The sequence below is a fragment of the Marinilabilia rubra genome (assembly GCF_003121985.1).
In the GTDB taxonomy this organism is placed as follows: Bacteria; Bacteroidota; Bacteroidia; order Bacteroidales; family Marinilabiliaceae; genus Marinilabilia; species Marinilabilia rubra.
This window is the reverse complement of record NZ_QEWP01000028.1, coordinates 1-13,505: the sequence shown is the minus strand read 5'-3', so window position 1 is coordinate 13,505 and position 13,505 is coordinate 1. Positions and strand designations below refer to the sequence as shown.

Here is a 13,505-nt window from a genome sequence, read left to right as displayed (position 1 = left end):
GATGTTTCGCCTCCGCTCAACATGACAAGCCATTTAAGCTTTATACCTTTGAGACAGCTTCCTGAAACCTCTCAAAATATTACAAAGTCCCGCCAATGTAAATAACGATCATTCGGGAAATCAACAAGGTAGAAATACCTGTTGCTTATCATAAATGCCCGGTGCAGGTATTGTATGAAAAAAGCTATTCCCTCCAGGCACACTTAAATTTACTGAATATCATACGGGCGAAAATCAGAGCAATTCCAAGGAAACCACCTAAAAACACACTAACAACCATTATCACACTTCGGCGGGGAGCCGATTTTTCAATAGGCACCTTTACCGGTTCAATAATAGAAAAAGCAGGGGTATCCTTTTTCATGGCAATTTCGGCCTGCTCTAACTGCTTGCCCAGGGTCTGATAAACTTCCCCTGCCACATCATAGGCATCTCTCAACTCCTGATAGTGAATATTGGTCCGCTCTTCCACCACGTTCCTATTGCGGTCGCGAAATTCAAAAAAGGCAGCCCTTGCAGCTTCAAACTCAGCCTTCTTTTCATCATATCTCTCTTTGATAAACTCAAGATTCTCTGCCGCCTGTTTGGTTTTGTATTCAATGATATACTTTTGAAGTAACTCAACTGTCTTCTGGGCTACCTGCGCGGTTAACAAAGGCTCTCCAAGTTCGGCACTAATGGAAACGAGGCCGGTTTCACGATCGGCTTCAACCACCAACACTCCGGACAAAACTCCCATGGCTGCCATTTCTTCCTCTGTAAGTTTTGTTACGTCTACTGCCGAACTGCCTGTTTTCAGTGTTGATAAGGATTTATCATCGTCTGAAAAAACAGCATTTTTAATGGTCCACGGCAACCTGATGGTATATTTTATAAGTGTTGAACCAAAACCCGGGATGGTATCTTTTAGTTGCTTATCATAAATGGAAATTGGCCTTTCCTCTTCCTGAAAATCGAAAGGCTGATGAACCAACTCTTTTAAAAAAGGATAACTATTTATAACTTTGGGATATAACTCAGGCTGAATGCCTGTGGAATTCCCCAGCATGGAGCCTAAATTGATGCCTGCCATACTGGCTAAGCCACTCAGTCCTCCCAGGTTTGTTTTACTTTCAGCCTGAGGCAAAATAGTGGCTGAAGCAACATATTTATCAGGGCTGGTAAAGGCAACAATCAAACCTATTAAAACACTCACTGCGAGTGAATAAAATATCCACCTCCGGTTATCCCAAATAGTGCGTACAAGGGCTATAAGATCGATTTCGTCGTCTTTAATAATGGGCCGATCGTCGGTTTTTTGGGAAATGCTTTTATCGTTTGTGCTTTCGTTCATTGTTCTGTGTTTTGAGTTCCGGGTTCTGAATTTTGAGTTCCGGGTTCTGAGTTCGTATAGCTTTGAGCTAATGAGCTGTTGAACTAATGAGCTCTTTGGTTACTTAACTACATCCCAAAGTCCCCCTTTGGGGGATTTAGGGGCCACTTCACATCAACTCTACCCCCATCCGTTTAATATGCTCCTTTAATTTTGTCTCCTTAATTTTATCATAAATAATAAGATCCACATCATAAGGCAACATCAAATCATCAATTTTAATTTCCAGTTTCCTAATCGTTTCAAAGTTTAATCCATCTCCTATCAGGGCAAGATCAATATCGCTTCCTTCCTTAAAATTTCCTTTGGCCCGTGATCCAAATAAAATAACTTGTTGAACCACATCAAACTTATTAAAAACATTCAGAAGCCTATCAATGGTTGTTTTTGACAGTCCAAATATTTCTTGATTTTTCATGTTCGTAACCCCCAATAATCATCCAGTTGTGTTAACAAAGGGAAATAGTTTCGAACGATGGCATTAATGATTTCCTTTGCAATATCTTCATCATAGGTATGCACAGATCGATTACGATCCTTGAGCATTTCCATCCAAATCTCTCCATTGGTTATTATGCCGTCTTTAAACGCTTGCTTCAAAACGGGCCTGGGACCTTTCAACTCTACATATCCACTCTCCAATTCCAGAAAATCCTGCAAAGTTTTCCAGGCCAGCTTAAAAGTATATTCAAAAGCTTGAATTAATCCCTGCTCCTCCATCTCGTTGAGCGATTTATGCTCCAGGAAACGGGATAGCTGATTTAAAGCTTTTTTGTAGTTGGTGTATCGGTGTTGCCAGCGGATTTCCATAGTGAATGAGGTTGAAATTAAGGTTGAGTCTTAGAATTAGGTTGAGTTTGAGGTTAAGAAGCTATGTAATAAACTGGAATTTTTATTTTCTCTTCTCAGTCTTAGCCTTAACCTTTTTTTCTCAGCCTTAGCCTCAGCCTTAACCTGTCTTCTCTCAGCCTTTACCTTAGCCTTAGTCTCAGCCTTTACCTTACTTAAGCGCATTCGAAATAGTCACCACTGTCAATGCTAATGAAGCCACGCTACTTCCGATACTTATCCATGCCGAAGCCGGCAAAGATTCTCTTTGTGGCTTTTCGGGAATAATAATCTCACTACCGGGTAAAACTTTCGGGTAATTATTAAAGAAGATGAATTTCTTCGTGGCTGCAGCTTTTCCATTGGGATAAATCACATAAGCTTTTCCTTTTTTTGCCATATTTGAAAAGCCTCCACTCTGATCTACATAGTATTTCAACGATTTTCCCTTAACAAAGGGAGAACTAACAGGATTCAAAACAGCTCCCCCCACATTAACTGTTTGAAGTTCACGTGGAATTCTTATCTCATCGCCTTCTTTCAGGAAAACATCCTCTTTGGTCCCTGGATTTTCAAGAACGGATTTTAGGTCAATAGCAAGTACTTCAAATCCCATATCATCAAATTCAAGGGTGCTGTCTCTTTCTGCCAGTTGCTGTCTTAATCGTCTCATTTTAGGATTGATTTCTACTTTTCGGGTCAGCATAGCACCTTCAGGATAAGCTTCAGGAGTAAGCCCACCTGCTCTTTCTATAATTGAAGACAACCTCTCTTGCCGATTAGCCAGGTTATAATCACCTGCATATAAAATCTCACCGGAAATTTTCACAGCACCTGTTTGGCTGTACCCGGGAGCCTTTCTGACAAAAATCTGGTCATAGGGTTGCAACTCAAACTGGCTGTCTTTTTCATCCAGCTCCATGTCTCGTGATATGGTAAACTGAAAAAGATGTCCTGTTTTATTCTGGTATTTTCCGGCCTCCTCATGGCTTAGCCGACGAGCTACCTCAATATAAGAATTGGAGGCAGTTTCAGTAAAACCTCCTGCCAGCGCAATAACATCGGATAAGGTAGATCCATCACGAAATTCAAAAGTCCCGGGATTACGCACCTGCCCTTTTATATCCAGCGTCCTGTTTTGTCTTAATTCGTCAATAGAGTATACCGTTACAACATCTTCACGCTGAAGTCCGACATCAAACTTACCGTTAATGACTTTCTTAACATCAAAAGAAACATTTGTCAATTGAAAATTCTCATCCAATCTCAGTATTTGTCCACGCTCAAGAAAAGCATCTTCCATCAAGCCATTGGCATTTTTGATCAATCCGGCAAGCGTCAACCCTTCGGTCAATTCATAATTTCCGGGGCGCATAACTGCACCTTCAAGAATGACCCTGTTTTCAATGCGGTCCAGAATTTCACCGGCAATGATGCTGTCCCCATTTTGCACCATCAGGGTTTCAAACTCATCAGCCTTAACTTCCTTAAAGAGGGTCTGGCGGGAGTCGTTTCTGAACAATTCAAGTCTTTCCTTAAACGCTCTTTCGGTAAACCCGCCTGCATATCTTAATAAATCTGCAATGGTTTCTCCTTCTTTCCCTTCAAAAATACCATTGCGCTTGAACTCGCCACTTATTTTTACACGCTTTTGATAAGATGGAATCATAATGACATCATCGTCTCTCAAAGAAATATTGACATCACTGTCGCCATCAATAAGATATTTATATACATCAAGATGCTTCATGATCTTTCCGTCACGTATCACCCTGATATCCCTGAAGGAGCCTTTCATATTGGGACCACCAGCCAAATAAAGTGCATTAAATGCACTGGCTGATCCGGGTAAAGTATAAGTCCCGGGAGCAAAGGCCTCACCTATTACATGTACCTTGAGGGGCTGAATTTGCGCGAGGTAAATATTGGCAAACGTACCAGGCTGATTTCCGGTAAGGTCTCTGTAAATAAGGGTGAGCTTGTCAAAGATTTTATCGCGGGCATTTTCCAGACTGAGTCCCTCAACAGAAACCGGACCGGCATTTGGAATATTGATATTACCGGAGTTGTCAACCATTAATTGGAAACTCTGCTGAGAAGCGCCCCAGATATCGATTGAGAATTCATCTCCGGGCCCCACAATGTAATCATTGGATGCAGGCAAATTAACTCCCGGTTCAAAAGTCAGGCTTTCAGAGTTAAAAAAGTTAAATCCAAATAGGCGCTGTTCAGTCTTTGTGGGCTGTACTTCATCCTTTTCGGAAAGATCCCCCACAAATGCTGTAGCTGTAACACTACCATTACTTTCTTTGCTTCCATTTCCTCCATTTTGGAGTTCTTCAAATCTCAGCTTAAGAGCGTTTACCTGTTGCATGGTAAATCCCCGTGCTAATGCCAAAGAAGTGGCTTGCTGTTCTGAAAGACCACGGTTCATGATTTCATTGTAAATTCTTCGGACTTGGCCATCCGACAATTCAGAGATGGTAACATTTCTGGGATTAATGTTTTCCTGGGCCATGCCCTCCTGAGAAGCGAACACCAGAAAAAGAGAAAAAACTAAAATGAAAATTTTACGCATATCTTTGGAAAATGATTTTTGAAGAAAAATTTGTGATATGGATACACTACCGTTTCCTGACTCCCATGGGGCAGTTTTAATCAATAGCTAAATAAAAGGGCTGGCTTAATATCTAATTACACTGCATTATTTGCCCCTTCGCCTTAAATAACTCTGTATTAAGAACGCTCTTACACCACAATTAGTATGTAGACTGCATCCCAAAGGTTTTTGCAAATTTATTAAAATATAACCGGGCAATACTCCCATTTTCTCAAAATGTCATCATTTATTAATTCTTCAAAAAAACAATTTTTCTTTAAAGTCTTTATCAAAATCAATTGAAAAATTCCGATATTTTTTTTGAAAGAGATTCCTTTAGGGTTTGACCATAAAAAAAACGGCAAGTGCCGCTTTTAAAAGTAATATTACTCGTTTTAACCCTACAGTTCTTCTTTAAAAAAATGCTTTTGAAAAACCAGGATGGAGAGAATGCCAAGGGTAATAGAAGAATCGGCAATATTAAATACCGGCCTGAAGAAAATGAATTGTTGTCCCCCGAGAAAAGGGATCCAATCGGGATAGACACCACTAAACAATGGAAAGTAAAACATGTCGACTACCCTTCCATGCAAAAAGGGGGCATATCCTCCGCCTTCGGGGAAAAGTGAGGCAACCTGTGAATAACTATGATTAAAGATCATTCCGTAAAAGGCGCTGTCAATAATATTGCCAAGTGCTCCGGCCAGGACCATACTTACACTCACAATAAGACCTGTGGGAGCATCTTTTCGGGCAAGTTTAATTAAATACCAAACGATACCTATAACCGCAACAATCCTGAAAATGCTCAGGAATATTTTGCCAAAATCACCTCCAAGCTCCATTCCAAAAGCCATTCCGTTATTTTCCACAAAATGGATGTAAAACCAATTGCCAAAAACTGAAAATTCATCGCCAAGCATCATATTGGTTTTCACCCAAAATTTCAGGGCCTGGTCAATAATCAATATCGCTGCAACAATAAAAAGCGGGGTCTTCAATTTTCCCATCCGATTAATAATAGATAATTAGACGTTAGATTCTTACATTTTAGATATTACAATACTCCGTTATCCTAAAGCTTCGGGATTGAAAACACCTTAAATTAAAGCATTAAAAAACAACATATCATGGCGTCTGCGTTTAATCTTTCTTTAACGAACGCCTGATATTGGAAAAATGCAACATCAATGGAGCCGTGTATACTCAACTCACAGGATTCTGCCGTTCAAAACCCAATTGTTTTTGATCTTGAAGCAGGTGCGATATCATCTGGATTCTCCATAAATTATGTTTGTTACAAACAATCATGGGGCAACAAATGACATACAACAAAAAGATTAACTGTTCCTTTGCTAAAAAAACGGCATATCATCTCAGCATGATTTCTTTTCCGGAAAACACAATTACCCGGAAAATAAAGGAACCACTATACCAGTAAAATAAAAAGCATCTTACTTCTGAGCTTTCTTGGCCTCAATGCTCAAAGTGGCATGAGGAACAGCGCGCAATCGCTCTTTTGCAATCAGTTTGCCGGTTTCGCGACAAATACCGTAGGTTTTATTTTCTATCCGAACCAATGCGGCCTGCAAGTGTTGAATGAATTTTTGCTGACGCTGTGCCAATTTTCCGGCCTCTTCTTTAGACAACACGGCTGCACCTTCCTCCAGCACTTTGAAAGTGGGTGAAGTGTCCTGTGTGTCGTTACCATCCTCAAGGGTTATGGTGTTTCTAAGCAATTCGTAATCCCGTTTTGCTTTTTCGAGCTTAGCAAGAATTATTTCTCTGAATTCCTGAAGCTCTTCATCTGAATATCGGGTTTTTTCTGCCATAATGACAAAATTTATATGTGTATAAAATGAGTGTGCTAAACTTTCTCAATTTCAAGCAGCGTGCTCACGCCATCTTCCAACTCTACGGAAAGGGCATCGCTGCTGTTACAAGAATCTACCATTTCTACCTCCTGAGCCAGCGTTTGCGCAGAAATATATTCTCTGTGACTCTCGATGGCACTGGCCAGCGATTCATGTTGCTGTATTTTTATTTTTATTTTATCGGTCACTTCAAATCCACTGTCTTTACGGAGGTTTTGAATGCGATTAATCAATTCCCTGGCAAACCCTTCCTCTTTTAGCTCCAGGGTAATATTAATATCCAAAGCTACGGTGATACGACCTTCATTGGCAACCAACATGCCCGGAATATCTTCACTAATGATTTCAGCATCTTCACGGTTTAATTCAACCTTTTCGCCATCCAGGTCCAGACTGTATTTTTCATCACGTTCATATTGGGCAATGTCTTCCTGTGACATTTGAGCGAAAGCTTTGCTGATGGCCTTCATCATCTTGCCATAACGTGGGCCAAGGGTTTTAAAGTTGGGCTTGATCTTCTTAACCAATACGCCGGTGACATCTTTAAGATACTCAATTTCCTTGATATTTACCTCTGTCAGGATCAAATCTTTTACAGCTTCAATCTGCTGTTCAAAATGATCATCATATACCGGCACCATTATCTTTTGCAATGGCTGACGGACCTTAATGTTCACTTTTCTGCGTAAGGCCAGCACCATTGAAGAAATTTGCTGGGCAAATCCCATTCTTTCTTCCAGAGAAGTGTCGATGTATTTCTCATTAAATTCAGGGAACCGGGCTAAATGAACAGATTCATCGGAATGTTTCCGGGAAACTTTATTCAAATCTTTGAATAGGCGATCCATAAAGAAGGGAGCAATTGGGGCACCCAACAAGGCCACGGTTTCCAATGCCTGGTACAATGTTTGGTAGGCAGCTAATTTATCCCTGTCAAAGGCGCCTCCCCAAAAACGTTTCCGGTTAAGACGCACGTACCAGTTACTAAGATTCTCAGTTACAAAATCCTGAATAGCTCTCCCTGCTCTTGTTGGCTCGTAGTTTTCGAGAGCCGTATTAACTTCTTTAGTCAACGTATTTAAAAGAGAAATGATCCAACGATCAATCTCAGGGCGCTCCTCAACCGGGACTTCTTCTTCCTGACCGGTAAAACCATCAATATTGGCATACAATGAGAAGAATGAATAAGTATTGTACAGAGTGCCAAAAAACTTTCGTCTAACTTCATCAATGCCAGCCAGGTCAAATTTCAAATTATCCCATGGCTGAGCATTGGTAATCATGTACCAACGAAGTGGGTCTGAGCCATATTTATCAATGGTTTCAAATGGATCTACTGCATTTCCCAGGCGCTTGGACATTTTGTTTCCATTCTTGTCCAACACAAGTCCATTGGAAATAATATTTTTAAATGCAACACTATCAAACAGCATAGTGCCTAATGAGTGCAAGGTAAAGAACCATCCACGTGTTTGATCGACCCCTTCAGCAATAAAATCAGCCGGGAAGGGCAATGGCCCCCCTCGATCCCCCCCAAGGGGGGAAGTGTGGCCTCCCTCATCCCCACCCGGGGAGGGAAGTTCTTCCAAGTTAAGCTTTATTTGTTTAATCACAGACTCCGTATCACCTAAGACTTCCTCATTGGTAAAGCTAATAACTTTGTATCCCAAACCCTCAAGAACTCCTGTCCTTTGTTGGTCTGCATCTTTTATTTCCGGATCATTATGATATCCACCATCAACTTCTATAATTAGTTTTTTATCTAAGCATACGAAGTCAACAATAAACTGATCAATAACATGCTGCCGCCTGAATTTCCATCCGTCCATCTGTTTATTGCGCAACTGTTGCCATAGAATATCTTCTGCCTCAGTGGGTTCTTTACGCATTTGTCGAACCTTATCAACCATACCATTATATGTTGATTCTCTTCCGGTTTCATACCCAGGTCTTCCTTCTCCCCCTCTTTGGGAGGGGGTTGGGGGGAGGCCCTCAAAAGGATAGTGTACCTGTGCATAAGGCATAGCCCCGGAATCGAACCAGACATCAATCAAATCAGTTTCACGATGCATCGGCTTTCCTTCTTCTGAAACCAGAACAACATCATCCACATATGGTCTGTGAAGGTCAATTTTGTCGTAATTCTTATCACTGAAATCACCCGGACGGAATCTTCCAAAAGGATTCTTCTCCATAAATCCGGCGCGTACGGAACGGTCTATTTCATTTACCAGTTCTTCAACAGATCCTATACACTTTTCTTCAGATCCGTCTTCCGTTCTCCAGATAGGCAATGGGGTTCCCCAATAACGAGAGCGACTAAGGTTCCAGTCAACCAGATTTTCCAGCCATTTACCGAAACGTCCGGTTCCTGTTGATTGAGGCTTCCAGTTGATGGAATTGTTGAGTTCCATCATTCTCTCCCTGACAGCAGTAGTACGAACAAACCAGCTATCCAGCGGGTAATACAACACCGGTTTATCTGTACGCCAGCAATGCGGATAACTGTGAACGTATTTCTCTACTTTGAAGGCTTTGTTTTCCTTCTTCAGCATCACGGCAATATCCACATCCAGGCTTGGATCATTATCCGTAAGTTTCTCGTCGTAGGCATTCTTAACATACCTCCCCGAAAACTCACTGTATGTATCAAGATCTACATTCGTTTTTACAAATGAAGGATCCAGGTCTTTTATAAGAAAAAACTTTCCGGTGCGATCAACCATTGGTTGTTGCTTTCCATCCCTATCTTCCAACAACAATGCAGAAATTCCTGCTTCTTTGGCCACACGGTTGTCATCAGCACCAAAAGTAGGGGCAATATGTACGATTCCGGTACCATCTTCAGTGGTTACAAAATCACCGGAAATCACTCTAAAAGCATCTCCGTCAGGTTTCACCCAGGGAATCAATTGCTCGTAGCGTAATCCGACCAATTTGGAGCCCTCGAATTCATCTAATACTTTAAAGGGAATTTCCTTGCCTCCGGACTTGTAATCCTCCAACGCCAGTTCTGCATGTTTTGGATTAAAAAGGGTATTCATGAGATCCTTCGCCATAACCACCACCAACGGTTCGCCGGTATATGGATTGAACGAACGGATTTTCACATACTTAATGGAAGTTCCAACTGCTAATGCCGTATTGGACGGAAATGTCCAGGGAGTGGTTGTCCAAGCAAGGAAATAAACTTCGGCATCAGTATTTTCAAATAGAAACTCAGAATCTTTGTTTTTTACAACCTTAAACTGTCCCGTACATGTGGTATCTTTGACATCACGATAACAGCCGGGCTGATTCAATTCATGGGTACTCAGACCGGTACCTGCAGCAGGGGAAAATGGCTGTATGGTATATCCTTTATAGAGCATTCCTTTCTTGTAAAGCTCTTTGAGCATCCACCAAAGGGTTTCAATATACCGGTTATCATAGGTAATGTATGGCTTATCCATATCTACCCAGTATCCCATTTTGTGGGTCAAATCTTCCCACATATCGGTATATTTCATTACATCTTTACGGCAGGCTTCATTGTATTCTGCTACAGAAATGCTTTTCCCGATGTCTTCTTTGGTAATACCTAATGTCTTCTCAACACCAAGCTCAACAGGCAAACCGTGAGTATCCCAACCGGCTTTACGATGAACCTGATATCCCTGCTGAGTTTTGAAACGGCAAAAAATATCCTTAATGGTTCGCGCCATTACGTGGTGTATACCCGGCATACCATTGGCCGAAGGAGGCCCTTCATAAAAGACAAAAGACGGACGCCCTTCACGACTGGACAAACTTTTCTCGAATGTTTTATTGGCCTCCCACTCTTTCAGCACCTCCTTATTAACTTCAGCGAGGTTTAAACCCTTGTATTCAGGAAATTTTTTGCTCATTTATATAATGTTTTACCTCCGATTTTAAAAGTCTACAAATATATCGCTTGGCTAAAACAAAAGCAAATAGAAATACACAATCCATATAAATAGATGATGAGATTATAAGATCTAAGACATCAGATAAACATAGTCTTTCATTTTCAAAAGATTCAGACTTAGCACACATAGCATTGATAAACGCCTCATTCCCTATAAATCAGGAAAAACTAATCCAGGGAGCGCTGAAAAACGCATATTTAACTAGCTATTAAAACCTTAAATCCTCTCAACAAATACTTAAGTGCAAGCTTATTTCACAATATACTCGAATTTCTTTGCACTTGATTATATGAAATTGGCTAATCAAAAGAACAAAATTTACTTCACCGCCTCAATCTCGAAGTATTTCAATACTCTTTCGATTGGGCGGCTTGTAAATTCTGCCCTTTTGACTTTTTCAGCAGCTCCTAATCTAATCAAGCTTTTTCCAAAATACGCAACCGCTTTAATCAAAAAACCGGATTGGAACAACTCTCCAACCCGGTTTTGAAAAATATCTCTTTAAAATCCTTCTATTTTAAAAGAAAAATTTCATAACAAATAATACAGTAAGAATATACATCACCCAGGACAAGTCTTTTGCTTTTCCTGAAAGAAGTTTTAATGCAACATATCCCAGCATACCAAACACAATTCCTTCCGCTATACTATATGCCAATGGCATCATAATAATGGTGAGAAATACAGGTATCGATTCTGTATAATCGTCAAAATTAATCTTTAGAATGGGTGACATCATAAATGATCCAACCAAAATAAGGGCTGGTGCTGTAGCTGCTGCAGGTACCATTAAAAACAATGGAGACAGGAACAAGGCCAGCAGGAACATTCCGGCAGTGGTCAGGGCAGTCAATCCTGTGCGACCACCTTCGGCAACACCTGAAGCACTTTCAACATAGGTGGTAACCGTTGAGGTACCCAGCATTGAACCAACAGTAGTACCAATGGCATCAGCAAATAAAGCATGTTTAGCCCTTGGCAAAGTTCCATCTTCACGAATCATATCTGCTTTTGAAGCAACACCAATCAAGGTTCCAACCGTATCAAACATATCCACAAAAAGGAACGTAAACAATACGATCATCATATCGATGGTAAAGATACTTGAGAATTCAAATTTAAAGGCGATAGGCTCTATTGATGGCGGCAAAGTCAACCATGACCCTTCCGGCAAATGTGTCACGCCAAATGGGATTCCTGCAATTGTGGCTGCAAAAATGCCAATCAACAATGCCCCACGGACTTTTAAAGCAAGAAGAACGCCAATTAGAACTAAACCGAATAATGTAATCCAGATGGTATGAGAACCCATATCTCCCAATGCAACCAAAGTAGCATCACTGTTTACAATCAGACCGGTGTTTTGCATCCCAATAAAGGCAATGAACAGGCCGATACCAGCAGAGATGGCATGCTTTAAGTTCATTGGGATGGCATTCACTATCACTTCCCGCACATTGAAGGCTGTAAGTATTAAGAATATGATTCCTTCTAAAAAAACAGCCGTCAAGGCAAATTGCCAGCTATACCCCATTCCAAGAACGACAGTAAAGGCAAAAAAGGCATTCAGTCCCATGCCGGGAGCAAGCGCAAAAGGCAAACGTGCCCACAATGCCATTACAAGCGTACCAACTATTGCAGAAAGTGTAGTGGCAGAAAAGACAGCGCTCTTATCCATGCCTGTAGCAGAGAGAATGTCAGGGTTCACTGCCAATATGTACGCCATGGTCATGAAGGTGGTAATACCAGCAATCACCTCGGTGCGTACCGTGGTCTTATTTCCTTTGAGGTTGAAGAATTTTTCTAACATAGCTTAGTGATTTTTCTTTAGAAAGTCCATTTTGCAGCAAGTGTGGGGCATACCAGAAAACCCTCTTCTGCAAAATTATTACTGATCTCAATTTCGCTCCCCAATGACAAATTTTGGTTAATGTTATACCAAATTTGAGGTTCTGTTAGAAATCTATATTCTGTTCCCCAAAACATGTCCTCTTTCCAGAAATCAGCAAATCCCAGGAATGATAGTTTCCTATTCATAAAGTGTAATCCCCAAACGGCAGTCAACTGAAAAGAAGCATCATGTTTGTCTTTAATGTACTTATAGTTGGCCTGAACTGTTAATATTTTGGAAAAATCATCATTATTAAAAGTATACTGCCCTCCTGCTAACCAAGCATTTTCAATCTGGAAACCAGTAGCTTTTCCACTATTAAACTCAATACGAGGTTCAAATTTCTGAGTTTCATTCCACTTAAAGCTTCTCGCAATCTCCCAGTAAGCCAGAGAAACGCCATTGTCGATATTTCTGCTATCACTACTATAATCAAAATCAACAAAAAAGAAGGTGCTACCATACTTGTCAGGTTTAAACATTTCCAAAGTGGTAGTAACCATTTTACGGTCTTCCCCAAAGTCATAATGAACCTGCAGGTTTTGGGCGAAAGAAGAGAGGGCAAAAAGGCTAAATACAAAAGCAATAAAAACTCTTTTCATCATTTACGGTTTTAAAAAATAGGACTTTGTTTTTAAAGGCGCAAAAATAAAGAAAAATTTCAACTATACTATTTGTATTAAAATATATTATCCCAGAAACTAACCTTATTTGTAATAGCAGTTATTATAAATTTATAGACATTTGGCAGATTAGACCTGGTTTATTCTCCAAAATGTTTTATCTAAATTGTATTGATGAAAATGGATAACCCAAATTATTCTATCTCATTCCTACGGCATTCACCCAATGGCCGTACTCATTTTTCGACCAATATATAACGGACCAACGGGGCTATTCTGCAATGCTGAACCACTACGCCCCTGACAGGGTTTGGAAACCTGTCAGTAGATCCTACTTTTCACTGTTTTACTTTTGTTGTAAGCAGTTCGTGCTTAAAAACCCTTATAAA

9 protein-coding genes are annotated in these 13,505 nt (G+C 40.5%); all 9 read right to left on the bottom strand.

Annotated elements, in window-relative coordinates; genetic code table 11:
- Window positions 1-184: 184 nt before the first annotated feature.
- Window positions 185-1,333, bottom strand: a complete 1,149-nt coding sequence (locus DDZ16_RS19450) for a Wzz/FepE/Etk N-terminal domain-containing protein (RefSeq protein WP_109266154.1) — start codon at window positions 1,331-1,333, stop codon at window positions 185-187.
- Window positions 1,334-1,481: 148 nt separating this feature from the next.
- On the bottom strand, window positions 1,482-1,790 hold the full coding sequence (locus tag DDZ16_RS19445) for a nucleotidyltransferase family protein (RefSeq protein ID WP_198416769.1): 309 nt from the start codon (window positions 1,788-1,790) through the stop codon (window positions 1,482-1,484).
- Window positions 1,787-2,182 carry a nucleotidyltransferase substrate binding protein gene (locus DDZ16_RS19440; RefSeq protein WP_109266153.1) on the bottom strand — a complete coding sequence of 132 codons (396 nt, stop codon included), beginning with the start codon at window positions 2,180-2,182 and terminating at the stop codon, window positions 1,787-1,789. Before DDZ16_RS19440 ends, DDZ16_RS19445 begins: the two co-directional genes overlap by 4 nt.
- A 190-nt stretch (window positions 2,183-2,372) precedes the next feature.
- Window positions 2,373-4,778 carry an SLBB domain-containing protein gene (locus DDZ16_RS19435; RefSeq protein WP_109266152.1) on the bottom strand — a complete coding sequence of 802 codons (2,406 nt, stop codon included), beginning with the start codon at window positions 4,776-4,778 and terminating at the stop codon, window positions 2,373-2,375.
- 422 nt (window positions 4,779-5,200) lie between these two features.
- The gene (locus DDZ16_RS19430) at window positions 5,201-5,809 is read right to left on the bottom strand and encodes a lipoprotein signal peptidase (RefSeq protein WP_109266151.1); all 609 of its coding nucleotides are present in this window, start codon (window positions 5,807-5,809) and stop codon (window positions 5,201-5,203) included.
- A gap of 444 nt (window positions 5,810-6,253) precedes the next feature.
- Window positions 6,254-6,631, bottom strand: a complete 378-nt coding sequence (locus tag DDZ16_RS19425; protein WP_109266150.1) for a TraR/DksA family transcriptional regulator — start codon at window positions 6,629-6,631, stop codon at window positions 6,254-6,256.
- A 35-nt stretch (window positions 6,632-6,666) separates the two neighbouring features.
- Window positions 6,667-10,560: an isoleucine--tRNA ligase gene (ileS, locus tag DDZ16_RS19420; protein WP_109266149.1), complete on the bottom strand. Its 3,894-nt coding sequence runs from the start codon at window positions 10,558-10,560 to the stop codon at window positions 6,667-6,669.
- Window positions 10,561-11,119: 559 nt separating this feature from the next.
- Window positions 11,120-12,412 carry an NCS2 family permease gene (locus tag DDZ16_RS19410; RefSeq protein WP_109266147.1) on the bottom strand — a complete coding sequence of 431 codons (1,293 nt, stop codon included), beginning with the start codon at window positions 12,410-12,412 and terminating at the stop codon, window positions 11,120-11,122.
- 17 nt (window positions 12,413-12,429) lie between these two features.
- Window positions 12,430-13,095, bottom strand: coding sequence for a DUF5020 family protein (locus DDZ16_RS19405; RefSeq protein ID WP_109266146.1), 666 nt, complete (start codon window positions 13,093-13,095; stop codon window positions 12,430-12,432).
- Window positions 13,096-13,505: the final 410 nt, after the last annotated feature.